Origin of the sequence: Photobacterium ganghwense, from assembly GCF_003025595.1 — a bacterium.
GTDB lineage: Bacteria > Pseudomonadota > Gammaproteobacteria > Enterobacterales > Vibrionaceae > Photobacterium > Photobacterium ganghwense.
Map to the genome: position 1 here is coordinate 1 of NZ_PYMI01000011.1, position 23659 is coordinate 23659.

18 protein-coding genes, 5 tRNA genes, 1 rRNA gene and 1 pseudogene are annotated in these 23659 nt (G+C 49.9%); 20 read left to right on the forward strand and 5 right to left on the reverse strand.

What is annotated here, in order from left to right; genetic code table 11:
• The 3 genes and pseudogenes from rrf to C9I92_RS23095 all read left to right on the forward strand — a co-directional run bounded on the left by rrf (nt 1) and on the right by C9I92_RS23095 (nt 2042).
• Nucleotides 1-115 (forward strand): 5S ribosomal RNA (gene rrf / locus C9I92_RS23085).
• A 43-nt stretch (nt 116-158) separates the two neighbouring features.
• Nucleotides 159-235, forward strand: a tRNA-Asp gene (locus C9I92_RS23090).
• A gap of 676 nt (nt 236-911) precedes the next feature.
• A pseudogene (locus C9I92_RS23095) lies at nt 912-2042 on the forward strand (IS3 family transposase).
• Nucleotides 2043-2213: 171 nt separating this feature from the next.
• Here C9I92_RS23095 and C9I92_RS23100 read toward each other — a convergent pair.
• The 3 genes from C9I92_RS23100 to C9I92_RS23110 all read right to left on the reverse strand — a co-directional run bounded on the left by C9I92_RS23100 (nt 2214) and on the right by C9I92_RS23110 (nt 4757).
• The gene (locus tag C9I92_RS23100) at nt 2214-2843 is read right to left on the reverse strand and encodes a nicotinamidase (protein WP_047887538.1); all 630 of its coding nucleotides are present in this window, start codon (nt 2841-2843) and stop codon (nt 2214-2216) included.
• A gap of 9 nt (nt 2844-2852) precedes the next feature.
• Nucleotides 2853-4202, reverse strand: a complete 1350-nt coding sequence (pssA, locus tag C9I92_RS23105; RefSeq protein ID WP_047887537.1) for a CDP-diacylglycerol--serine O-phosphatidyltransferase — start codon at nt 4200-4202, stop codon at nt 2853-2855.
• A gap of 117 nt (nt 4203-4319) precedes the next feature.
• The gene (locus tag C9I92_RS23110) at nt 4320-4757 is read right to left on the reverse strand and encodes a GNAT family N-acetyltransferase (RefSeq protein ID WP_047887540.1); all 438 of its coding nucleotides are present in this window, start codon (nt 4755-4757) and stop codon (nt 4320-4322) included.
• 76 nt (nt 4758-4833) lie between these two features.
• Between C9I92_RS23110 and murB the strand changes: the two genes are divergently transcribed.
• From murB to rpoC, 16 genes are all read left to right on the forward strand, one after another.
• Nucleotides 4834-5874: a UDP-N-acetylmuramate dehydrogenase gene (murB, locus tag C9I92_RS23115; protein WP_047887536.1), complete on the forward strand. Its 1041-nt coding sequence runs from the start codon at nt 4834-4836 to the stop codon at nt 5872-5874.
• The gene (gene birA / locus C9I92_RS23120; protein WP_047887535.1) at nt 5871-6833 is read left to right on the forward strand and encodes a bifunctional biotin--[acetyl-CoA-carboxylase] ligase/biotin operon repressor BirA; all 963 of its coding nucleotides are present in this window, start codon (nt 5871-5873) and stop codon (nt 6831-6833) included. The genes murB and birA overlap by 4 nt, the downstream gene beginning before the upstream one ends.
• On the forward strand, nt 6833-7564 hold the full coding sequence (locus C9I92_RS23125) for a type III pantothenate kinase (RefSeq protein ID WP_047887534.1): 732 nt from the start codon (nt 6833-6835) through the stop codon (nt 7562-7564). The genes birA and C9I92_RS23125 overlap by 1 nt, the downstream gene beginning before the upstream one ends.
• 96 nt (nt 7565-7660) lie before the next feature.
• Nucleotides 7661-7736: transfer RNA gene (locus C9I92_RS23130), tRNA-Thr, on the forward strand.
• A gap of 37 nt (nt 7737-7773) precedes the next feature.
• Nucleotides 7774-7858: transfer RNA gene (locus tag C9I92_RS23135), tRNA-Tyr, on the forward strand.
• Nucleotides 7859-7897: 39 nt separating this feature from the next.
• A tRNA-Gly gene (locus C9I92_RS23140) sits at nt 7898-7972 on the forward strand.
• A gap of 13 nt (nt 7973-7985) precedes the next feature.
• Nucleotides 7986-8061 (forward strand) — tRNA-Thr (locus C9I92_RS23145).
• A 105-nt stretch (nt 8062-8166) separates the two neighbouring features.
• Nucleotides 8167-9351: an elongation factor Tu gene (gene tuf / locus C9I92_RS23150; protein WP_107193928.1), complete on the forward strand. Its 1185-nt coding sequence runs from the start codon at nt 8167-8169 to the stop codon at nt 9349-9351.
• Nucleotides 9352-9567: 216 nt separating this feature from the next.
• Nucleotides 9568-9945 (forward strand): preprotein translocase subunit SecE, encoded by a 378-nt coding sequence (secE, locus tag C9I92_RS23155; RefSeq protein WP_047885297.1) that lies wholly within the window; start codon nt 9568-9570, stop codon nt 9943-9945.
• Between the two features lie 11 nt (nt 9946-9956).
• Nucleotides 9957-10502 carry a transcription termination/antitermination protein NusG gene (nusG, locus tag C9I92_RS23160; protein WP_047885296.1) on the forward strand — a complete coding sequence of 182 codons (546 nt, stop codon included), beginning with the start codon at nt 9957-9959 and terminating at the stop codon, nt 10500-10502.
• A gap of 121 nt (nt 10503-10623) precedes the next feature.
• The gene (gene rplK, locus C9I92_RS23165; protein WP_047885295.1) at nt 10624-11052 is read left to right on the forward strand and encodes a 50S ribosomal protein L11; all 429 of its coding nucleotides are present in this window, start codon (nt 10624-10626) and stop codon (nt 11050-11052) included.
• 4 nt (nt 11053-11056) lie between these two features.
• A complete protein-coding gene (gene rplA / locus C9I92_RS23170) occupies nt 11057-11758 on the forward strand; it encodes a 50S ribosomal protein L1 (protein WP_047885294.1) in 702 nt (233 codons plus the stop codon).
• Between the two features lie 262 nt (nt 11759-12020).
• Nucleotides 12021-12515 (forward strand): 50S ribosomal protein L10, encoded by a 495-nt coding sequence (gene rplJ, locus C9I92_RS23175; protein WP_047885293.1) that lies wholly within the window; start codon nt 12021-12023, stop codon nt 12513-12515.
• A gap of 61 nt (nt 12516-12576) precedes the next feature.
• The gene (gene rplL, locus C9I92_RS23180) at nt 12577-12942 is read left to right on the forward strand and encodes a 50S ribosomal protein L7/L12 (RefSeq protein ID WP_047885292.1); all 366 of its coding nucleotides are present in this window, start codon (nt 12577-12579) and stop codon (nt 12940-12942) included.
• A gap of 223 nt (nt 12943-13165) precedes the next feature.
• Nucleotides 13166-17191, forward strand: a complete 4026-nt coding sequence (gene rpoB, locus C9I92_RS23185) for a DNA-directed RNA polymerase subunit beta (RefSeq protein ID WP_047885291.1) — start codon at nt 13166-13168, stop codon at nt 17189-17191.
• A 99-nt stretch (nt 17192-17290) separates the two neighbouring features.
• On the forward strand, nt 17291-21508 hold the full coding sequence (rpoC, locus tag C9I92_RS23190; RefSeq protein ID WP_047885307.1) for a DNA-directed RNA polymerase subunit beta': 4218 nt from the start codon (nt 17291-17293) through the stop codon (nt 21506-21508).
• Between the two features lie 350 nt (nt 21509-21858).
• On the opposite strand, the gene C9I92_RS23195 is transcribed toward rpoC, so the two are convergent.
• On the reverse strand, nt 21859-22341 hold the full coding sequence (locus C9I92_RS23195) for an Rsd/AlgQ family anti-sigma factor (RefSeq protein WP_047885306.1): 483 nt from the start codon (nt 22339-22341) through the stop codon (nt 21859-21861).
• 156 nt (nt 22342-22497) lie between these two features.
• Here C9I92_RS23195 and nudC point away from each other — a divergent pair, with 156 nt between their 5' ends.
• Complete coding sequence (nudC, locus tag C9I92_RS23200; RefSeq protein ID WP_047885290.1) at nt 22498-23268, forward strand: NAD(+) diphosphatase; 771 nt, start codon at nt 22498-22500, stop codon at nt 23266-23268.
• 57 nt (nt 23269-23325) lie between these two features.
• Here the strand turns inward: nudC and C9I92_RS23205 are convergent, their stop codons facing one another.
• The gene (locus C9I92_RS23205; protein ID WP_309225231.1) at nt 23326-23511 is read right to left on the reverse strand and encodes a hypothetical protein; all 186 of its coding nucleotides are present in this window, start codon (nt 23509-23511) and stop codon (nt 23326-23328) included.
• Between the last annotated feature and the right edge of the window lie 148 nt (nt 23512-23659).

Sequence of the window (23659 nt, forward strand, 5' to 3'; positions counted from 1 at the left end):
CTGGCGACCATAGCGCTGTGGACCCACCTGATCCCATGCCGAACTCAGACGTGAAACGCAGCAGCGCCGATGGTAGTGTGGGGTCTCCCCATGTGAGAGTAGGACATCGCCAGGCACCCAATTTAGGGTAGCGTTCTGAACAAACGTTAATCCTGAGTGGAGCGGTAGTTCAGTTGGTTAGAATACCGGCCTGTCACGCCGGGGGTCGCGGGTTCGAGTCCCGTCCGCTCCGCCACTTATACGAAGCCCAAGCAGAAATGCTTGGGCTTTTTTACGTTTAAAGACAATGTTGTTCGCCCTTCGGTCGAATGAGCCCCGCTGGATCGCCAGCCCGGCCGTTCCACCACTTATGCGAAGCCCGAATTTAAAGATTTGGGCTTTTTTGCGTTCAGTATTTATCGGTTTGTCCTAGGGCGACTAATTCCATTCCTCACGTCACGAAGGGTGCGACTCCAGTATTTCACTACTGACACGAAGCTTCGTCAGTAATGACAGGTCTTAAACCATGGAGCCTTGGGCTATAGTAGGTAAAGATCATGAGATTCAAGTTGTTCATCCATGAGCATTCTTATGTGGATTTAGCACACTGATTCCACATCGGATATAGATTCCAATTGATGATTTAGGGCTATACCCTATAGCTATCATTGAACAACGAGTCTCATCTCTATTGTTTCGGCGATTTATTCAATTTGAATACTTCTGATTTTTTCAAGCTCAGACAGAATATTACCGATATGTCAGGTTTTTTCGTTTACAGGTATGTAGTTTTGGAAGGATGCTTGTGTAGGGTGAAGTTGCTTAAGCCGTTCTTCTCTCTAAATGTCGCTAGGCAGCTTCTTGAGCATGTGACCTGCTCCCCAATCCAGCTAAAACTTAGTAATGTTCATCTTATAAGAAGGAAGGTGAATATGAAGAAGCGATTCAACGAACAGCAGATCATTGCCATTCTCAAGGAAGCAGAAGCAGGCATTCCTGTTAAAGAGCTGTGTCGCAAGCACAATATTTCCGATGCCACATTCTACCTATGGCGTAAAAAGTACGCGGGCATGGATGTTTCCGATGCCCGTCGCTTGAAAGCATTGGAAGATGAGAATGCCAAGCTCAAGAAGCTCTTGGCGGAATCCATGCTTGATGTTGATGCTTTAAAAGCGGCTCTTAACCAAAAGTATTGACCGTCGGAGACAAGCGCAAGGCTGTGCATGCAATGCAGGAAGTCACCACGATTTCGGAACGCAAAGTCTGTCTGCTCGTCGGTATAAATCGCGCATCGATGAGATACCAACCTCAATCTAAAGAGAGTGATGTGGAGCTGTCGGCTCGTATACAAGAACTGGCACTAGAGAGAAAAAGGTTCGGATATCGCCGTATTCACCATCTTCTTCGGCGGGAAGGGACAGAGGTTAATCATAAGCGTGTTTACCGGTTATACCAGAGAGTCTGGATTGACCGTTCGAAAACGGAAGCGAAGGAAATCATTATGTGTCGAGCGAGAGCCACTTTTACTTCCCTCACTGCCCAACCATACCTGGTCAATGGACTTCGTCATGGATGCACTCAGTTCTGGTCGTAGGATAAAGTGCCTCACTATCGTTGACGACTTCACAAAGGAGTGCCTGGATATTACTGTTACATCAGGAATTTCTGGAGATGAGGTGGTCGCCATACTTGAGGCTATTGCTGCTTTCCGTGGTTATTCTGAGGCTGTTCGAACAGATCAGGGGCCTGAGTTTACGGGTAAAGCCCTTGACCAATGGGCTTATGATCATGGTGTTATTCTGAAGCTGATACAGGCTGGTAAGCCAACCCAGAATGCTTATATCGAAAGCTTTAACGGCAAGTTCAGGGACGAGTGTTTAAACGAGCATCTGTTCAGAGACTTGAGCCATGCTCGTAAACTGATCAGTGACTGGCGCATTGACTACAATGAAAATCGGCCGCATTCATCAATTGGATACCTAACTCCCTCTGAATTTGCAGTACTGACACATTCAGGGCTAAACAGTAACGTAACTGACATTACTAAAGAAGTGTTGGATTAGTTATTGGGGGCAGGTCACATGAGTTTGATTATGAAGGTTTTGAGAGTCTGTATCTTCGGTGGTGGTAGCTTCAGGGTTTAAGGTTGGAATATCGGTGAACGGTACCGAGGGATTTTTACTCATTTGTCATGAGATTAAAGGCCTCTCTGGGGAGAAGCCTTGGGAGGGCGGTCAAAGCAGAGTTTGTAGCGCTGTCAGATCCTGAGCGATGATAATCCCTGCTTGCTTCATGTCGGCACAGGCCTGTTGTGTGGTTTCTGGTGCAATTCCACGGCTGGCTGATAGGTTGACGATGACCTTGAAATAACCACTCTTCTGGAGCTGCAGTGCTGTTGTTTTAACGCAGTAGTCTGTAGCCAGTCCGCCAATGATAACTGTCGAGACCCCTTTGGCGACCAGCCATTCGATCAGGCCAGTACTAAGCTTCTCCTGCAGATCGTGGAAGCAGGCACCGTATGGGTGAAGATCCGGCTCGATCCCTTTCCAGATTACATGATCATAGTCAGTCACGGCGGGTAGGCCCGGGATCGTTTCAAATCCCCGGGTGCCTGGAACTGCGTGGGATACCCAGGTCACGTCAGCATTTTTGTGGGATAGAGGTTGAAGCATCTTTTCGTGGCTATCGACAACCCAAACCGCGTTTCTGGGATGGGCATCTTTAGTCAGCACGCGATACTGAGCCATTGCAGCCTGTGCATTCAATGCTTGGCCGATGCTATCGCCTTCCGGGACCGGAAGTTCATCCGGACACAACGGAGTAAAGGTTTGCTGGGGATCAACATCGATGGCTGCAATTGTCATAACCGTTACCTACAGAATTTGATTCAAGATATGGTCTGCCTTGACTCGGCGTATCCGCTTAATTAGCTTTCTGACCGGAGCCGGATACGTGTCGACCTTATCAATGAATTTATAGCTGCCGACAAGCTGGGTGTGGGAAAGAATGCAGTCGAGTTCTTTTTGTTTCTGTTCAGCCAATAGTTGGTTTTTATCTCTGACCAGAATGGCATTTTCCAGATCCAGTTTCCAGGCACGTGGATTTAGGTTGTTACCCGTGATGAGCATATAGCTACGATCAACCCAGATGCCTTTAAGGTGGAAGCTGTTGTCATTATGTTTCCATAAATGGATGGCAAGCTGACGACGTGCAATCGCTGACTCATTCTGTTTAGCGAAGTGGCGGAGATTGACTTCATACAGGTAAGGAAGACCAGCAATTGTTTTGAATGGCTCACTAGGTGGAATATAGAAGTCATTCGCTGTTTTGTCACCGACAATGATGGTCACTTTGACGCCGCGTCGTAGGGCACGCTTGACTTCCCGGCTGATAGAGCGCGGAAAGTTGAAATACGGCGTGCAGATCGTGAGTTCCTGCTGAGCACTGGCGATAAGGGTACAGATATGCTGATTGAGCGTGTTCTTGCGTTTACCCAAACCAACCAGAGGCGTCAGGCCGACTTCACCCTCGGCAATAGGCTCTGGTGTGAAGTGATAGGTGGCGCGGGCCAGTTGTTGGCGAAACTCTCGAATGGCACCTTTTAGTGCTTTGGTTTCAGGGCGCTGGCTCTGGCTCAGACAGTTGACCGCATCACTGTCGACCAAGGTATCCAAAATAAAATTGGACATGGTATCGGCCAGATGCGGGTTTTTGATCACATGGTAGCGGTCATAGCGATAACGATTGTGCTGGGCCAGATAGACATCGTTAAGGCTGGCGCCGCTGTATACGACTTTATCGTCGATGACGAAGCCTTTGAGATGGAGAACACCGAAGACTTCCCGGTTACGGACCGGTACCCCAAGGATTTGAATCTGGTGCTCATACTGGCTAGCAAATTCACGGTACAGGGCGGCATTGCCGTCGGATTTCTCTGCACCGATGAGTCCCCGCTGGGCACGGTGCCAGTCGACCAGCACTTTAATATCCAGGCCCGGATTTTTCTGCTTAGCCTCGTAGAGCGCCTTGAGGATACCTCGGCCGGCATCATCGTCCTGAAGATAGAGGGCAACCAGATAAATGCGTTGAGTGGCACCCGCGATTTCGGCATAAAGACGTTCACGGAAGGAACCGGCGTCTAACAGGGTCTCCAGGTTTTCAGGCTTGTGTGCAATGCACGGCAGTTGATCAATGCGTTGCTTGTTAGCAATAGCTGAATCCATTATCGCCTCGTTTACGCGACCTTTATAAGGATGATTGTGTTAATTAAGAGAGCAATTATATCAGAAAAACAACACAGTCAATGTATGGCTATGTCGGAGTACCGGAGAATCGCGAAATTATTGTGTAACTGCTTGTTGATAAATCATCGCAACAAGTGACTTTCCACTTAGTCGGTAACGGGTGAGCCGTGACTGCAATGACTCGGGTAATTCAGACTCTGGAACTGGGACGAAGCCCGTTGCCTGATAAAAATCGACCAGGTATGAGAACGCAAAACAGAAGCAGGGAGCCTGTTCCAGCTGGGATTGGGCAGCGACTAAGAGCTGCTGGCCCTGTTTTTGCCCGCGCGCATCGGGGATGACCAGCATACCGGTCATGAGTTGAAAGCCATCAAATTGCTTGAACCTGACACAGCAGTGGATGGCACTGTTATCCTCGCCAATCCAAATCACTTCATCTTTTTTTGCCTTACCTGCCGGATAATGCTGTTTATAAAGACGGTTGATCAAGGGAAAGCGCAGTGGCTCTATCGGGTGAAATCTAAGCTTGTTCATGGGGAAAAAACTGCTAACTATAGCTGAATCAGTTAAAATGCAGCCCAAGTATATAAAGGTATGGTTCAAAAAGCGCATGAAAGTTTTGCAGGATCGGTCTCTGGCCCCGTTTCATACATTTGGTATTGATGTCAGTGCACAGCGTATTGTGGCGGTTGAGTCGGCCGAAGAGTTAGTCAGTGTCTGGCACGATACTGCCTTCAGTGCGTTACCGAAACTGATTCTTGGCCAGGGCAGCAACATGCTGTTCTGTGAGGACTATGCCGGGGTGGTGGTGCTCAATCGTATCAAAGGCATTACGATCAATGAAACGGACGATGCTTTTGAATTGCGTGTCGGGGCTGGGGAAGACTGGCATCAGCTGGTTGAAATGACCGTGGCAAACGGTATGCCTGGTCTGGAGAATCTGGCGCTGATTCCGGGCTGTGTGGGGTCATCTCCTATCCAGAACATCGGGGCGTACGGCGTCGAGTTAAAGGATGTCTGTCAGTACGTCGATACACTGGAGCTGGCTACGGGGCAGACACAGCGATTATCTGCGGACGAGTGCCGCTTCGGATACCGGGATTCCGTCTTTAAACACGAGCTGAAAGCCACGCATGCCATTACGGCGGTGGGGCTGCGCCTTAAAAAAGCGTGGCAGCCCAATATCAGCTATGGCCCGCTGGCGTCTTTTGATGCCGCGACAGTGAGCGCCGAAGCCATTTTAGCGTCGGTCTGCGAGATTCGACAGTCGAAGCTGCCGGATCCCCGCGTGTTGGGTAATGCCGGTAGCTTCTTCAAAAATCCGGTCATTGATACCCAGCAGGTAAACCAGCTGCTGGCTGAACATCCGACCATGCCGTATTACCCGCAGGATGATGAGCACTGTAAGTTGGCAGCGGGATGGCTGATTGATCAGTGCGCGCTCAAAGGCCATCGCATTGGCGGGGCGCAGGTTCATGAGCAGCAGGCGTTGGTTTTAGTAAATGCTGAGCAGGCGACAGCCCGCGATGTGCTTGCTCTGGCCCAGTTTGTCGTCGAGCAAGTGGAAGCAAAATTTGGCGTTCGCCTGGAGCATGAGGTGCGCTTTATGGGTGCGACATCGGAAACGACACTGACGGAGATCATGGGATGAAAGAGCATTCGACCCGATTAGCCCTGGTGGCAATGCTGGCAGATGGCGAGTTCCATTCCGGTGAAGCTCTGGGAGAGCAATTGGGTATCTCACGGGCTGCGATCAGTAAGCATATTAAGGTGCTTCAAGCATGGGGGCTGGACATTTTTCGCTTGCAAGGGAAAGGCTATCGTCTGCCAGCAAAACTGGATCTCCTTGATTGCGATAAGATTGTCGGTCAGGTAAAGTGCCCAAGCTTGGAGGTTATCCCGGTAATCGATTCGACGAATCAATACCTGATGGAACGGGTCGGGCAACTGCCAAAAGGGGCGGTTTGTCTGGCGGAATATCAGGAAGCCGGACGAGGCCGTCGTGGTCGTCAGTGGCTCTCGCCGTTTGGTAGTAATTTGTACCTCTCCATGTATTGGCGTTTAGATGCCGGCATGGCCGCCGCCATGGGGTTAAGCCTGGTGGTCGGGGTGGCCATTGCGGAAGCTCTGCAATCACTCGGGGCCGATGAAGTTCGGGTGAAATGGCCGAACGATCTGTATTTCAGGGATAAAAAGCTAGCAGGAATTCTGGTTGAGATGACTGGTCAGGCGGGCGATGCTGCGCACTTGATCATCGGCATGGGACTCAATATCGCTATGCCGGAACAAGAAGGCAAAGAAATAGACCAGGCATGGGCCAATTTAACTCAGACCTGCGCCAAATTGCCGGATCGTAATACCCTTGCTGCTACCTTGATCGCGCAATTACATCAGACTCTGGCTGATTATGAAGTCTGCGGACTGGAAGGCTTCACCGAGCGTTGGAATCGCTTGGACAACTTTTTGGACCGCCCCGTGAAACTGTTGATTGGTAACCGCGTAGTGGAAGGGATAGCCCGCGGGATCAACGGACAGGGGGCGTTATTGTTAGAGGCCGATGGTGAGGTCACCCCTTACATCGGTGGAGAAATCAGCCTCAGAGGTTGTTAATGCAAATTTTGATTGAAGCGGGTAACACTTATGTCAAGGTGGCCCAATTATTTGACGATGGCAATTTTGAATTGCTGGGACGGTATCCGAGCCGCAAGCTGGAAATGGTACTGGAGCCCCTACTCGAGAATGGAATCGACAGAATCGTCTTTGCAAGTGTCGGGCCGGTGGAGGTCGACAACTCTATTCAGCGCATTTCCCAATTGGCCAATATTCCGGTCATGCAAGTTAAGACCCTGCGGAAAGACTTTGGCGTGAAAAACGCCTATGCCGAATACCAGTATCTTGGGGTCGACCGTTGGCTGACGCTGGTGGCTATTCATCAGAGCTTTAAAAAGCCGACTGTGATTGTCGACATTGGCACGGCATTAACCTTTGATGTCATGACAGAGGACGGTAAGCACCTTGGCGGTTGGATCGCACCCGGTTATCAGCTAATGATGAAGGCGGTGTTGGAAAACACGACCAAAGTTTTTTCCGACCGTGAACATGGTGACGAGTTGGTGTTTGCCGACAATACGGCGGATGGCCTTAAGAATGGCTGCCGTGCCGCCTTGTTGGGACTGATTGAATACGGCCTTGGCCAGGCGCGGGATAAGCTGAAAACCGAGCCGGAAGTGATTTTGTGTGGTGGCGGGGTTCGTCATCTGCCAAAGAGCTGGGGACGGGGATATCAACATCGTTCCGATCTGGTGCTGGAAGGCCTTGCTTTGTATGCAAAATGCCGCTAGTGGTTAATTCTTGGTCGGTCAGGGTGGGGCGGCAAAAAAAAACGAAAAAAGGTATTGCAACCCCTCGCTGAGTTCACTAGAATGCGCAGCACTTACGCCGACTTAGCTCAGTAGGTAGAGCAACTGACTTGTAATCAGTAGGTCACCAGTTCGATTCCGGTAGTCGGCACCACTTTCTCCTAAATGAGTGAAAGTGCTTAAAAATTTCTGGAGGGGTTCCCGAGTGGCCAAAGGGAGCAGACTGTAAATCTGCCGGCTCCGCCTTCGATGGTTCGAATCCGTCCCCCTCCACCATTTTCAATTGATTGAATAGCTTAACGAGTTACGAGTTTAGCGGGCATCGTATAATGGCTATTACCTCAGCCTTCCAAGCTGATGATGCGGGTTCGATTCCCGCTGCCCGCTCCACACTATTAAGTGTGCTGATATAGCTCAGTTGGTAGAGCGCACCCTTGGTAAGGGTGAGGTCGGCGGTTCAAATCCGCCTATCAGCACCACTCTCTCCTTAAGTTACTTCGATTCTTTTGATATATACTCTACAAAACCCATGATTGGTTGTGTGGTCGTAATGCCACCAAATACCGTGCCTAGAGGGACAATCCATGTCTAAAGAAAAATTTGAACGTACTAAACCGCACGTTAACGTTGGTACTATCGGCCACGTTGACCACGGTAAAACTACTCTGACTGCAGCTATCTGTACTGTACTGGCTAAAGTATACGGCGGCGCAGCGCGTGACTTCGCATCTATCGATAACGCGCCTGAAGAGCGTGAGCGTGGTATCACAATCTCTACTTCTCACGTAGAGTACGATACTCCTTCTCGCCACTACGCACACGTAGACTGCCCAGGACACGCCGACTACGTTAAGAACATGATCACCGGTGCTGCTCAGATGGACGGTGGTATCCTGGTTGTTGCTGCTACTGATGGCCCAATGCCACAGACTCGTGAGCACATCCTGCTAGGTCGTCAGGTTGGTATCCCTTACATCATCGTGTTCATGAACAAGTGTGACATGGTTGATGATGAAGAGCTGCTTGAGCTGGTTGAGATGGAAGTGCGTGAACTTCTGTCTGAGTACGACTTCCCAGGCGACGACTGCCCAGTAATCATGGGTTCTGCTCTGGGCGCGCTGAATGGCGAAGCTCAGTGGGAAGAGAAAATCGTTGAGCTGGCTGAAGCACTGGATTCTTACATCCCAGAGCCAGAGCGTGCAATCGACAAGCCGTTCATCCTGCCAATCGAAGACGTATTCTCAATCCAAGGCCGTGGTACTGTTGTAACTGGTCGTGTTGAGCAAGGTATCGTTCGCGTAGGTGACGAAGTAGCAATCGTTGGTATCAAAGAGACTATCACGACTACTTGTACTGGCGTTGAGATGTTCCGTAAGCTTCTGGACGAAGGCCGTGCTGGTGAGAACGTTGGTGTTCTTCTGCGTGGTACTAAGCGTGACGAAGTTGAGCGTGGTCAGGTTCTGGCTAAACCAGGTTCAATCACTCCACACACTACTTTCACTTCAGAAATCTACGTTCTGTCGAAAGACGAAGGTGGCCGTCACACGCCGTTCTTCAAAGGCTACCGTCCACAGTTCTACTTCCGTACTACTGATGTGACTGGTACTATCGAACTGCCAGAAGGCGTTGAGATGGTAATGCCAGGCGACAACGTATCTATGACTGTAACTCTGATCGCGCCAATCGCGATGGACGAAGGTCTACGCTTCGCAATCCGTGAAGGCGGCCGTACCGTTGGTGCTGGTGTTGTAGCTAAGATCGTTGAATAATATTTGACGATACGGCACGAAAAAGGGCATCATTTGATGCCCTTTTTCTGCACCATTGCAATTCTCTGCTTGTTTTTTGCTCAGTGGTGCAGAAAAAGATTTATCGACATGAAGTTTTTACCCATGTAATTAAAGCCTTAGTGCTTTCCTTCATGAAAGGCCCTGCTATTGCGGGGTTATTTTCGTCTATATTGAGACTAGTTACAGGTTGGTTGTATGAAAGCGAATGCCGAAAACCAAAGCAGCTCTAGCAGTATGGATGGCCTGAAGTGGGTCGCTGTATTTGCTTTGCTAGCTGCCGCTGTGGTTGGTAATTACCTGTACAGTGATGTTTCTGTAGTGTTGCGTGCTGCAGCAGTTGTTGTCCTGGTGGCAGCAGCTGGTGGTATTGCTGCACTTACAGCAAAAGGTAAAACCGCGATTGCGTTTGCCCGTGAATCGCGCATGGAAGTCCGCAAGGTAGTATGGCCTACTCGTCAGGAAGCTACGCAGACAACCTTTATCGTTTTAGCTGTCACTGTCATTATGGCGTTAGCCTTGTGGGGCATCGACGGCATCATGGTCCGTCTAGTCCGCCTAGTTACCGGTGTGTGAGGTAAGAGTTCATGAGCGAAGCTCCAAAAAAACGATGGTATGTCGTACAGGCCTTTTCGGGTTTTGAAGGGCGTGTAGCGCAATCCCTACGTGAGCATATCAAGATGCACGGTATGGAAGAGTACTTTGATGAAGTACTGGTTCCGACTGAAGAAGTTGTAGAAGTCCGTGCGGGCCAGCGTCGTAAGAGCGAACGTAAGTTCTTCCCTGGCTATGTGCTTGTACAGATGGTGATGAACGACGAGACATGGCACCTGGTACGTAGTATCCCTCGTGTTATGGGGTTCATCGGTGGTACTTCAGACCGCCCAGCACCGATCTCTGATAAAGAGGCAGATGCTATCCTTAACCGCCTAGAAAAAGCGAGCGAGTCACCAGTTCACAAGACTGTCTTTGAACCAGGTGAAGTTGTCCGTGTCACGGATGGTCCGTTTGCTGACTTCAACGGTGTGGTTGAAGAAGTTGACTACGATAAGAGCCGCGTGAAAGTGTCGGTTTCTATCTTCGGCCGTGCCACTCCGGTAGAACTGGAGTTTGGTCAGGTTGAGAAAGTTTGATCAATAAGTAATCAGATCAGCTTGTCAGGGGCGTGAAATTTGACTATAATTTCGCGCCCTTTCGTTAGACGGGGAGTCTATTTCAATATAGACGTTTGAACCCAAATTTAGGTAAATAGCAATGGCTAAAAAAGTAGAAGCTTACATCAAGCTGCAAGTTGCAGCTGGTATGGCAAACCCAAGTCCACCAGTTGGTCCAGCTCTGGGTCAGCACGGTGTGAACATCATGGAATTCTGTAAAGCGTTTAACGCTAAGACTGACTCTCTAGAGAAAGGTCTACCGACTCCAGTTGTTATCACTGTTTACAGTGACCGTTCTTTCACGTTCATCACTAAGACTCCACCTGCTGCAGTTCTGCTGAAGAAAGCTGCTGGTATCAAATCTGGTTCTGGCCGTCCGAACACTGAGAAAGTTGGTACTGTTACTGACGCTCAGATCCAAGAGATCGCAGAAACTAAAGCTGCGGACATGACTGGTGCTGACATCGAAGCTCTGAAGCGTTCGATCGCTGGTACTGCACGTTCAATGGGTCTGGTGGTAGAGGGTTAAGACAATGGCAAAACTAACTAAGCGCATGCGCGTTATTCGTGAAAAAGTTGACGTTTCTCGCGAGTACGACATCAACGAAGCTGTTGCTCTGCTGAAAGAACTGGCTACTGCTAAATTCACTGAAAGCGTTGACGTTGCTGTTAACCTAGGCATCGATGCACGTAAATCAGACCAAAACGTTCGTGGCGCAACTGTACTGCCACACGGTACTGGTCGTGATATCCGCGTTGCAGTATTTACTCAGGGTGCAAACGCTGAAGCTGCTAAAGAAGCGGGCGCTGACCTGGTAGGTATGGAAGAACTGGCTGATCAAGTTAAGAAAGGCGAGATGAACTTTGACGTAGTTATCGCATCTCCAGATGCAATGCGCGTTGTAGGTCAGCTGGGTACTATTCTTGGTCCACGCGGTCTGATGCCAAACCCTAAAGTTGGTACTGTAACTCCTAACGTTGCTGAAGCGGTTAAGAACGCTAAAGCTGGTCAGGTTCGTTACCGTAACGACAAGAACGGCATCATCCACACTACTATCGGTAAAGTGGATTTCGACGCTGCGCAACTGAAAGAGAACCTAGAGTCTCTGCTGGTTGCACTGAAGAAAGCTAAGCCTTCTTCAGCTAAAGGTACTTTCATCAAGAAAGTAAGCATCTCTACCACTATGGGTGCAGGTGTAGCGCTAGACCAGAATTCTCTGGACACTAACGCGTAATAATTTGCAGAAGCGTCAGATTCGTGTATAATTTGGCGCTTCCGAATTCATGGCTGAGGCTGTTACTGCGGTAACGGCCTCCGTCAAAGACCGTAGGCGTTGTAACTGAAAAGTTCGACTTAATAATACCTACGTAGACGGTGCCAGAACATGATTGATGTATGTCTTTCTTGGATCTGCGCCGTATTAACTCTCCTGCCATAGTGGCAGTGAGTGGTGTACTGTTCGGGGTTAACCCGGCTTAAATCCAGGAGCAAATCCAATGGCATTGAACCTTCAAGACAAAAAAGCAATTGTTGCTGAAGTCAACGAAGCTGCCAATGGTGCCCTGTCTGCAGTTGTTGCTGACTCTCGTGGCGTTGCTGTTGCTGACATGACTACCCTACGTAAAAAAGCTCGTGAAGCGGGCGTTTACGTTAAAGTTGTGCGTAACACTCTAGCACGCCGTGCAGTAGAAGGTACTGATTATGAATGTCTGAAAGACGTTTTCGTTGGTCCTACTCTACTTGCGTTCTCTAATGAGCACCCTGGTGCTGCAGCGCGTCTTTTCAAAGACTTCGCTAAAGAGAACAAAAACTTTGAGATCAAAGCAGCTGCATTCGAAGGCGCTGTTGCTGACGTTGAAGTACTTGCGACTCTACCAACATACGACGAAGCGATTGCACGCCTGATGATGTGCATGAAAGAAGCGTCTGCTGGCAAGTTGGTACGTACTATCGCAGCTATTCGCGATCAGAAAGAAGAAGCAGCGGCTTAATTCGCCTTGCTTTTATCTGGTTGCTTTTTAAACTAATTGTTGACTTTAAAAGAGAATTGTTATGTCTATCACTAACGAGCAAATCCTAGACGCAGTTGCAGAAATGTCTGTAATGCAAGTTGTTGAACTGATCGAAGCAATGGAAGAGAAGTTCGGTGTTACTGCTGCAGCAGCAGTAGTAGCAGGCGGCGTAGCAGCTGAAGCTGCTGAAGAGCAAACTGAATTCGACGTAATCCTGACTTCTGCAGGCGCGAACAAAGTTGCTGTTATCAAAGCAGTACGTGGCGCAACTGGCCTGGGTCTGAAAGAAGCGAAAGCACTAGTAGACGGCGCTCCAGCACCTCTGAAAGAAGGTGTTGATAAAGCTGAAGCTGACGCTCTGAAAGCTCAACTAGAAGAAGCTGGTGCTTCTGTTGAAGTTAAGTAATAATTACTTAATTTCTTAGCCTGAAAAGGCTAATGGCTGGTGGCTAATAGCCACCGGCCTTTTTGCGCTGTAGGGTAGTGGTGTTTTCACATTGTTTTGCACCCTCTCCCCATGCAAAAAGCAGTCCTGCTTTCCCAGAACTGCTCCTACAATAAACAGTGTTATTAGTCACTGCTCCTCGTGTTGAGCAGTTTGGATCACTTATCAGCGATCTGAGGAACCTATGGTTTACTCTTATACCGAGAAAAAGCGTATCCGTAAGGATTTTGGTAAGCGTCCACAAGTCCTGGATGTTCCATACTTGCTGTCGATCCAGCTTGAGTCTTTTGACAAGTTCATCGAGCAGGATCCTGAAGGGCATTACGGTCTAGAAGCTGCCTTTCGTTCTGTTTTTCCAATTCAGAGCTATAACGGCAATTCCGAGCTGCAATACGTTAGCTATCGTCTCGGTGAGCCGGTCTTCGATGTTAAAGAATGTCAGATTCGTGGCGTAACTTACTCAGCTCCACTGCGCGTGAAGCTGCGTTTGGTCATGTATGATAAAGACGCGCCTGCTGGCACTGTTAAAGACATCAAAGAACAAGAAGTTTACATGGGCGAAATTCCGCTCATGACAGATAACGGTACATTCGTTATTAACGGTACCGAGAGGGTTATCGTATCCCAGCTGCACCGTAGCCCGGGTGTCTTCTTCGACAGCGATAAGGGTAAGACCCACTCCTCAGGTAAAGTGCTTTATAACGCACGTGTGATTCCATACCGTGGTTCATGGTTGGATTTCGAATTCGATCCTAAGGATAGCCTCTTCGTACGTATCGACCGTCGTCGTAAGCTGCCTGCGTCTATCATCCTGCGTGCTCTGGGTTACACCACTGAGCAAATCCTTGACATGTTCTTCGAAAAGATCAAGTTCGAAGTTCAGGGCAAGTCACTGGTGATGGAACTGGTACCTGACCGTCTACGTGGTGAAACGGCAAGCTTTGACATCGAAGCGAACGGTAAAGTGTACGTTGAGCAGGGTCGTCGTATCACTGCACGTCACATCCGTCAGCTGACGAAAGACAACGTTGACCACATCGAAGTACCTGTTGAATACATTGTTGGCAAAATTTCTGCACGTGACTACGTGAACCAGGAAACGGGTGAGCTGATTGCTGCTGCGAACCAGGAACTAAGCCTGGAAACGCTGGCTCTGCTATCTCAGTCTGGCTACAAGTCACTGGAAGTTCTGTTTACGAACGATCTGGATTTCGGTCCGTACATGTCTGATACCCTGCGTATCGACAACTCGACTGACCGTCTGAGCGCGCTGGTAGAAATTTACCGCATGATGCGTCCTGGCGAGCCGCCAACGCGTGAAGCCGCTGAGCAACTGTTCGAAAGCCTGTTCTTCAGCGAAGAACGCTACGATCTGTCTGCTGTTGGTCGTATGAAGTTCAACAGCTCTCTGGGTCGTGAAGAAACAACGGGTCCGGGTACACTGGATCACGATGACATCATTGAAGTAATGCGTCGTCTGATCGATATCCGTAACGGTAAAGGTGAAGTTGATGACATCGACCACCTGGGTAACCGTCGTATCCGTTCTGTTGGTGAAATGGCTGAGAACCAGTTCCGTGTTGGTCTGGTACGTGTTGAGCGTGCAGTAAAAGAGCGCCTGAGCCTTGGTGATCTGGATGCAGTAATGCCTCAGGATCTGATCAACGCTAAGCCAATTTCTGCTGCAGTGAAAGAGTTCTTCGGCTCTTCTCAGCTGTCTCAGTTTATGGATCAGAACAACCCACTGTCAGAAGTTACTCACAAACGCCGTATCTCGGCGCTTGGTCCAGGTGGTCTGACTCGTGAGCGTGCAGGTTTTGAAGTTCGAGACGTTCACGCGACCCACTACGGTCGTCTGTGTCCAATCGAAACGCCTGAAGGTCCAAACATCGGTCTGATCAACTCACTGTCGGTATTTGCTCAGTGTAACCCATATGGTTTCCTGGAAACGCCATACCGTAAAGTAGTTGACGGCAAAGTAACTGAAGATATCGATTACCTGTCTGCGATCGAAGAAGGTCAGTACGTTATCGCGCAGGCTAACGCCGCGCTGAACGAAGACGGTTCTTTCGCTGACGAACTGATCACTGCTCGCCAGAAAGGTGAATCAGGTCTGCACCCGCGCGATCACGTTCAGTACATGGACGTTGCAACCAACCAGGTTGTATCGGTGGCAGCATCCCTGATCCCATTCCTGGAACACGATGATGCTAACCGTGCCCTTATGGGTGCGAACATGCAGCGTCAGGCCGTACCAACTCTGCGTGCTGATAAGCCGCTGGTAGGTACAGGTATCGAGCGTAACGTAGCGGTAGACTCAGGTGTAACTGCAGTTGCCAAACGTGGTGGCCAGGTTCAGTCAGTAGATGCTTCTCGTATCGTTATTAAAGTTAACGAAGACGAGTTGGTACCTGGTGAAGCGGGTATCGATATCTACAACCTGACGAAGTACACCCGTTCTAACCAGAACACGTGTATCAACCAGCGTCCAACCGTAATGCCGGGTGAGCCGGTAGCGCGTGGTGACGTACTGGCTGATGGCCCGTCGACTGACTTGGGTGAGCTGGCACTTGGCCAGAACATGCGCATCGCGTTCATGCCTTGGAACGGTTACAACTTCGAGGACTCCATCCTGGTGTCTGAGCGTGTTGTTCAGGAAGACCGCCTGACAACTATCCACATCCAAGAACTGTCTTGTGTGGCGCGTGATACTAAGCTGGGTGCTGAAGAAATCACTGCTGACATCCCGAATGTGGGTGAAGCGGCGCTTTCTAAACTGGACGAATCTGGCATCGTTTACATCGGTGCGGAAGTAAAGGGTGGCGACATCCTGGTTGGTAAAGTGACACCTAAAGGTGAAACTCAGCTGACTCCAGAAGAGAAACTGCTACGTGCGATCTTCGGTGAAAAAGCCTCTGACGTTAAAGACTCTTCACTGCGTGTACCAAACTCTGTGTCTGGTACGATCATCGACGTACAAGTCTTCACTCGCGATGGCGTAGAGAAAGACAAGCGTGCGCTTGAAATCGAAGAGATGCAGCTGAAAGAAGCGAAGAAAGACATCACAGAAGAGTTCCAGATCCTGGAAGGCGGTCTTCTGGCGCGTGTTCGTACTCTGCTGCTATCTGCTGGTTACAGTGAAGATAAACTGGTTTCAATGGACCGTGAGAGACTGTTCTCGCAGACTCTGGACGATGAAGCCCTGCAAAACCAGCTGGAGCAGCTGGCTGAGCAGTACGACGAGCTGAAAGCTGAGTTCGATAAGAAGTTTGAAACCAAGCGCCGTAAGATCACTCAGGGTGATGACCTGGCACCGGGTGTCCTTAAGATTGTTAAGGTGTACCTGGCTGTTAAACGTCGTATCCAGCCTGGTGATAAGATGGCCGGTCGTCACGGTAACAAGGGTGTAATCTCGAAGATCTGCCCTGTTGAAGACATGCCGTACGATGAAAAAGGTCAGACTGTTGATATCGTACTGAACCCGCTGGGTGTACCGTCACGTATGAACATCGGTCAGATCCTGGAAACTCACCTGGGTCTGGCAGCAAAAGGTATCGGTGACAAGATCAACGAGATGCTGAAGCAGCAGCAGGAACTACATCAGTTCCGCAACTTCCTGCAGAAGGTCTACGATCTGGGTGATACTCGTCAGAAGGTCGATATTGCGGCACTGTCTGACGACGAAGTTCGTACTCTGATCCAGAACCTGCGTGCCGGTCTGCCGATTGCAACACCAGTATTTGATGGTGCACCGGAATCGTCTATCAAAGAGCTGCTGAAACTGGGTGATCTACCAGAATCTGGTCAGCTGACTCTGTTTGATGGCCGTACTGGTGACAAGTTTGAGCGTCCTGTAACTGTAGGTTACATGTACATGCTGAAACTGAACCACTTGGTTGATGACAAGATGCACGCCCGTTCTACCGGTTCTTACAGCCTAGTTACTCAGCAGCCGCTGGGTGGTAAAGCTCAGTTCGGTGGTCAGCGTTTCGGTGAGATGGAAGTGTGGGCGCTGGAAGCATACGGCGCAGCTTATACGCTTCAGGAAATGCTAACTGTTAAGTCGGATGACGTTAACGGTCGTACGAAGATGTATAAGAACATCGTCGACGGCGACCACCGTATGGAACCAGGTATGCCGGAATCGTTCAACGTATTGTTGAAAGAGATCCGCTCGTTGGGTATCAACATCGAGCTGGAAGACGAGTAAGACTGGGCAACCCCAGCTTAACAGTTAATCCGGTATAAATATGAAGGTGCCAGTTTGCTGCTGGCACCTTTATGGGTCAACTCCTCACAGGAGCCGAATGTGAAAGACTTACTTAAGTTTCTGAAAGCACAACACAAGACCGAAGAATTTGATGCAATCAAAATCGGTCTTGCTTCACCAGACATGATCCGTTCATGGTCTTTCGGTGAAGTGAAAAAACCAGAAACCATCAACTACCGTACCTTTAAGCCTGAGCGTGACGGTCTTTTCTGTGCACGTATCTTTGGCCCGGTAAAAGACTACGAGTGTCTTTGTGGTAAATACAAGCGCCTGAAGCACCGTGGTGTTATCTGTGAAAAATGTGGTGTAGAAGTTACTCAGACCAAAGTACGCCGTGAGCGTATGGGTCACATTGAGCTGGCTTCCCCTGTAGCCCACATCTGGTTCCTGAAGTCACTGCCATCCCGTATCGGTCTGCTTATGGACATGCCGCTACGTGATATCGAACGTGTACTTTACTTCGAATCTTACGTTGTTATCGAACCAGGCATGACCAACCTTGAGCGTAGCCAGCTGCTGAGCGAAGAGCAGTACCTGGATGCGCTGGAAGAGTGGGGCGACGAGTTCGACGCGAAGATGGGTGCAGAAGCGGTTCAGGCACTGCTGGGCAACATGGACCTGAATGCCGAAATCGAACTGATGCGTGAAGAGCTGGATGAAACCAACTCTGAAACCAAGCGTAAGAAACTGACCAAGCGTGTGAAGCTGGTCGAAGCATTCCTGCAGTCAGGCAACAACCCTGAGTGGATGATCCTGTCTGTTCTGCCAGTTCTGCCACCGGATCTACGTCCGCTGGTACCGCTGGACGGTGGCCGTTTCGCGACCTCGGATCTGAACGATCTGTACCGTCGTGTTATCAACCGTAATAACCGTCTGAAGCGTCTGTTGGATCTGGCTGCTCCTGATATCATCGTACGTAACGAAAAACGTATGCTTCAGGAGTCTGTTGATGCACTGCTTGATAACGGTCGTCGTGGTCGTGCGATCACCGGTTCTAACAAGCGTCCTCTGAAATCTTTGGCAGACATGATCAAAGGTAAACAGGGTCGTTTCCGTCAGAACCTGCTGGGTAAACGTGTAGACTACTCAGGCCGTTCGGTTATCACCGTAGGTCCATACCTGCGTCTGCATCAGTGTGGTCTTCCTAAGAAGATGGCACTGGAGCTGTTTAAGCCATTCATCTACGGCAAGCTGGAAACTCGTGGCCTAGCGACGACAATCAAAGCTGCTAAGAAGATGGTAGAGCGCGAAGAAGCGGTTGTTTGGGATATCCTGGACGAAGTGATTCGCGAACACCCAGTTATGCTGAACCGTGCACCAACACTGCACCGTCTGGGTATTCAGGCATTTGAACCAGTACTGATCGAAGGTAAAGCGATCCAGCTGCACCCACTGGTGTGTGCGGCCTATAACGCCGACTTCGATGGTGACCAGATGGCGGTACACGTACCTCTGACTCTGGAAGCACAGCTTGAAGCTCGTGCGCTGATGATGTCTACCAACAACATCCTGTCGCCAGCGTCTGGTGATCCAATCATCGTACCTTCTCAGGACGTTGTACTGGGTCTGTACTACATGACGCGTGATAAGATCAACGCGAAGGGTGAAGGCATGTACCTGTCTGGTCCGGCTGAAGCTGAAAAAGCTTACCGTACCGGCAATGCTGAACTGCACTCACGTGTAAAAGTACGTATTACTCAGTACCTGAAAGACGAGCAGGGCAACCTGACTGAAGATACTCAGCTGGTTGATACGACTGTTGGTCGTGCGATGCTGTGGAAGATCGTACCAAAAGGTCTGCCATACAGCCTGGTGAATACTGAAGCGCTGGGTAAGAAGCAGATCTCTAAACTGCTGAACACCTGTTACCGTGAATTGGGCATGAAAGAGACTGTTATCTTTGCTGACCAAATCATGTACACAGGTTTTGCTTACGCTGCTCTGTCTGGTGTGTCTGTTGGTATCGACGACATGGTTGTACCAGAAGCGAAATACACCAAGATCGCAGAAGCAGAAGCAGAAGTTGCTGAAATTCAGGAACAGTTCCAGTCTGGTCTGGTAACAGCTGGCGAACGTTACAACAAAGTTATCGATATCTGGGCAACAGCCAACGAGCAGGTTGCTAAGGCGATGATGGATAACCTGTCTTTCGACACAGTTATCAACCGTGACGGCGAAGAAGAACTGCAGAAATCGTTCAACAGCGTATACATGATGGCCGACTCGGGTGCGCGTGGTTCTGCCGCTCAGATCCGTCAGCTGGCTGGTATGCGTGGTCTGATGGCGAAGCCGGATGGCTCGATCATCGAAACCCCAATCACGGCGAACTTCCGTGAAGGTCTGAACGTACTTCAGTACTTTATCTCAACGCACGGTGCTCGTAAGGGTCTGGCGGATACGGCACTGAAGACAGCGAACTCCGGTTACCTGACTCGTCGTCTGGTAGACGTAGCGCAGGATGTGGTAATCACATCTGACGACTGTGGTACACACGGCGGCATTACTATGATGCCTCTGATCGAAGGTGGTGATGTTAAAGAACCACTGCGCGATCGCGTACTGGGTCGTGTTGTTGCAGAAGACGTGCTGAAGCCGGGTACTGAAGAAGTACTGGCACCGCGTAACACACTGCTTGATGAAAAATGGTGTGACATCCTGGAAGCCAACTCTGTTGACCAGGTAAAAGTACGTTCTGTAGTAACTTGTGAGAACGACTTCGGTTGTTGTCGTAACTGTTACGGTCGTGACCTGGCTCGTGGTCACCTGGTTAACCAGGGTGAAGCGGTTGGTGTTGTGGCAGCACAGTCTATCGGTGAACCAGGTACACAGCTGACAATGCGTACGTTCCACATCGGTGGTGCGGCATCGGCAGCAGCAGCGGAAAACAGCATTCAGGTTAAGAACAGCGGTTCTTTGAAGCTGCAAAACGCGAAGTTCGTAACGAACAACGATGGCAAGCTGGTTATTACTTCTCGTGCATCTGAACTGACCGTAATCGATGAGTTCGGCCGTACGAAAGAGAACTACAAACTGCCATACGGTTCTCACCTGACTAAAGGTGACGGCGCTGAAGTGGCGGCGGGTGAAGTGGTTGCCAACTGGGACCCACACACCATGCCAATCATCACTGAAGTGGCGGGTCGTGTTCAGTTCGTTGACCTGATCGATGGTGTTACAGTTTCTCGTCAGACTGATGATCTGACAGGTTTGTCTATGATCACTATCCTGGACGCTGCTGAGCGTACTGGTGCTGGTAAAGACATGCGTCCGACCATTAAACTGGTTGACGAAAACGGTGATCACGTGATGATCGCGGGTACTGAAATGCCTGCACAATACTTCCTGCCTGGTAAAGCGATTATCCAGCTGGAAGACGGTGCGATGGTAGGTATCGGTGATACGCTGGCACGTATTCCTCAGGCATCTGGCGGTACGAAAGATATCACCGGTGGTCTGCCACGAGTTGCTGACCTGTTCGAAGCGCGTAAGCCAAAAGAACCAGCAATCCTGGCTGAAATCACAGGTACCGTATCGTTCGGTAAAGAGACGAAAGGTAAGCGTCGTCTGATCATCACACCTGCGGAAGGTAATGCGTACGAAGAGATGGTGCCTAAGTGGCGTCAGCTGAACGTGTTCGAAGGTGAGAAGGTCGAGAAAGGTGACGTAATCGCCGATGGTCCAGAGTCTCCACACGATATCCTGCGTCTGCGTGGTGTTTACGCGGTAGCAGAATACATCGTGAACGAGGTTCAGGAAGTTTACCGACTACAGGGCGTTAAGATTAACGATAAGCACATCGAGACTATCATTCGTCAGATGCTGCGTAAGGTAACGATCCTGACTGCAGGTGAGTCTGAGTTCCTACCTGGTGAACAGGTTGAGTACTCTCGCGTGAACATTGCAAACCGTAAGCTGATTGCGGAAGGTAAAGTACCTGCAACGTTCGAACGTGACCTGCTGGGTATCACGAAAGCGTCTCTGGCAACCGAGTCGTTCATCTCTGCGGCGTCGTTCCAGGAAACAACCCGCGTTCTGACAGAAGCTGCGGTTTCTGGTAAGCGTGATGAGCTACGTGGTCTGAAAGAGAACGTAATCGTTGGTCGTCTGATCCCTGCTGGTACCGGTTTCGCGTACCATCAGCAGCGCCAGCGTCAGCGTGATTCTGAGCTGGAGCCAGTAGCACCTCAGGTAGATGCTGAACAAGCCTCTCAAGACCTGGCGGCATTGCTGAATGCTGGTCTGAGCGACGAAAACTAATCGCGATAGCGAATGCGAAAAGGGGCACCCATTGGGTGCCCCTTTTTTATTGCCGGTTTTCAGGACATCAGTGTCAGGAGGCTTCTGTGTGACGGGTGGCGTTCGAGGTTATCGACGATAAAAGCGATCTGCAGATTGAATTTGTTCGGGCAGCAATGCGCGCATAGCTGATAAGACAAGAAACGGAGGTTATCAACCGGCGGGAAGCGTCACGGGGATGCACAAGAGAGGTGGGTGAGTGTTGGAGAATAGATAACAGCAAACAACGGCAGGAAATTACAGCGCGTAAGCAGGATTACCAGCCTCAACGACAAGGCTGGTGGCATGAGGACAAAGCGAGCGGTATGTCGTTAGGCACCCGGTGGGCAGGCCAGACTCTCGCTGATCAGTTCAATCAGACTGTCTTCCAGTGCAAAGCGCAGCTCCATCAATTCCCCGACCTCTGATAGATCTTGATCAAAGTCCGGCATTTCGTCGGCTTCATCAAACTCATCGTATTTTTCGGTGAAGTTCAGCAGCGGATCGGTGGTTTGCGTAATGCGGTGGTACAGGGTAGAAATATCTTCTGTTGGTGAGTAACCGATCGCATTCCAGCGCGCCATGACCATGTCATAGATTTTGAAGTGGCCTTCGGAGATGTAATCGACCAGTTCCTGGCTGAAGAGTTGAAGTTGCGATAAGGTAGGGAGCTGTCGGTTATTTTTCTCAAACGGCGGCAGTCCCGCCAGTTTACAGTAATCGATGAGCAGTTGTTGCCTCGACATCAGCCAGTGGTCAATCACGTCGCTGGTGCCACCCCATTGTTTTTGTACTTGCTCGAACTTACTTAACATGACCATGCCCTCATGATCTACAGTACCGGGACAGGGGTACTGGAAACAATTCCTGTTAATCTCTTTGAAAAGAGAACCTTGTATTACGGATTCATGTCCGTATTAAGTTTAGATTGCCAGTAAAAGCGATACCCTGCAAGGATGGATGTAACGTTAATGTTAAATCAAAAAGAAATAGCCTATTGGTGCATTATTAAAGATCGTAAGTTATTCCTTACAGATCAGGCTCTTCCCCAGATGTCTCGGGAAGCATTGGCACTCGATACTCAAGCCGCGCAAGAGATTGGCCGCTACCAGGGTAAAGCTGTGTACTGGCTGGAAGCGCCTGCCGGTATGCCGGATGACAGCTTTGACAGCCTGCGTGCACTGCTGCATGTCGATGGCGCTTTGTTCAACCTGGCCGGACGGGCAACCCAGCTGTCACATATGCTGCATACCCAGAAGTTTTGTAGCCACTGCGGCGGTGAGTGCCGGCTCAGTGAAGGGGAACTGGCGATGCAGTGTCAGCAGTGTCAGACCCAGCATTACCCGCGTGTTTCACCCTGTGTGATCGTAGCGGTCAGGAAGGAAGAGAAAATCTTGCTGGCGCAGCATCCGCGACACAAAACCGGCATGTATACCGTGATCGCCGGGTTTGTGGAAGCCGGAGAAACTCTGGAGCAGTGCGTGGCCCGGGAAGTGAAAGAAGAAACCGGGATCGAGGTAACCAACATCCGCTATGTCGGCAGTCAGCCGTGGGCGTTTCCGTCCAATCTGATGATGGGGTTTCTGGCTGATTACCAGAGCGGGGATCTCAAGCCGGATTACACGGAACTGAGTGATGCAATATGGGCCGGGTTGGATAACCTGCCTGAGCTGGCTCCACCCGGTACCATTGCCTACCACCTTATTCAGCGCACATGCGAGGAGATTCGTCAGGGGAGATAACAGGGCTTTTCCGGCACCGTCTTGGGTGTTCGGGGCCTTCCAATGGCCACGATGAGTTCAGAAAAATGTTGGTTTTGCCTCGATGACGTTATGGAATGTGGCCTTGGTGGTGCTAATCAAATGGGCGGCATAGTCCGGAGAAAGGGCGTGAAGCTGTCCTTTAGTTGCTTTGAACGAGGTGGACCACAGGCCGTCTTTGTAAGTACCGGTTTCCAGAAACTCAACCACAACTTTCAGATTCATAAATACCTCTTCGCTTTGCTGTAACAGTTTGTGCTGATGGAATTAACATTAGCAGTATTTGTGTGGCAAATCTGAAACATTAGTTTTGCAGAAAAGTGATACGTATTGGCATTCCCGTTAAGGCTGATGTGGGGAATAGGGTGTTATG

What these genes read in the sequence shown, in the direction of transcription:
- C9I92_RS23100 (WP_047887538.1), bottom strand. Translation starts at nt 2,843, where the DNA reads ATGACAATTGCAGCCATCGATGTTGATCCCCAGCAAACCTTTACTCCG.
- pssA (WP_047887537.1), bottom strand. Translation starts at nt 4,202, where the DNA reads ATGGATTCAGCTATTGCTAACAAGCAACGCATTGATCAACTGCCGTGC.
- C9I92_RS23110 (WP_047887540.1), bottom strand. Translation starts at nt 4,757, where the DNA reads ATGAACAAGCTTAGATTTCACCCGATAGAGCCACTGCGCTTTCCCTTG.
- murB (WP_047887536.1), top strand. Translation starts at nt 4,834, where the DNA reads ATGAAAGTTTTGCAGGATCGGTCTCTGGCCCCGTTTCATACATTTGGT.
- birA (WP_047887535.1), top strand. Translation starts at nt 5,871, where the DNA reads ATGAAAGAGCATTCGACCCGATTAGCCCTGGTGGCAATGCTGGCAGAT.
- C9I92_RS23125 (WP_047887534.1), top strand. Translation starts at nt 6,833, where the DNA reads ATGCAAATTTTGATTGAAGCGGGTAACACTTATGTCAAGGTGGCCCAA.
- tuf (WP_107193928.1), top strand. Translation starts at nt 8,167, where the DNA reads ATGTCTAAAGAAAAATTTGAACGTACTAAACCGCACGTTAACGTTGGT.
- secE (WP_047885297.1), top strand. Translation starts at nt 9,568, where the DNA reads ATGAAAGCGAATGCCGAAAACCAAAGCAGCTCTAGCAGTATGGATGGC.
- nusG (WP_047885296.1), top strand. Translation starts at nt 9,957, where the DNA reads ATGAGCGAAGCTCCAAAAAAACGATGGTATGTCGTACAGGCCTTTTCG.
- rplK (WP_047885295.1), top strand. Translation starts at nt 10,624, where the DNA reads ATGGCTAAAAAAGTAGAAGCTTACATCAAGCTGCAAGTTGCAGCTGGT.
- rplA (WP_047885294.1), top strand. Translation starts at nt 11,057, where the DNA reads ATGGCAAAACTAACTAAGCGCATGCGCGTTATTCGTGAAAAAGTTGAC.
- rplJ (WP_047885293.1), top strand. Translation starts at nt 12,021, where the DNA reads ATGGCATTGAACCTTCAAGACAAAAAAGCAATTGTTGCTGAAGTCAAC.
- rplL (WP_047885292.1), top strand. Translation starts at nt 12,577, where the DNA reads ATGTCTATCACTAACGAGCAAATCCTAGACGCAGTTGCAGAAATGTCT.
- rpoB (WP_047885291.1), top strand. Translation starts at nt 13,166, where the DNA reads ATGGTTTACTCTTATACCGAGAAAAAGCGTATCCGTAAGGATTTTGGT.
- C9I92_RS23195 (WP_047885306.1), bottom strand. Translation starts at nt 22,341, where the DNA reads ATGTTAAGTAAGTTCGAGCAAGTACAAAAACAATGGGGTGGCACCAGC.
- nudC (WP_047885290.1), top strand. Translation starts at nt 22,498, where the DNA reads ATGTTAAATCAAAAAGAAATAGCCTATTGGTGCATTATTAAAGATCGT.
- C9I92_RS23205 (WP_309225231.1), bottom strand. Translation starts at nt 23,511, where the DNA reads ATGAATCTGAAAGTTGTGGTTGAGTTTCTGGAAACCGGTACTTACAAA.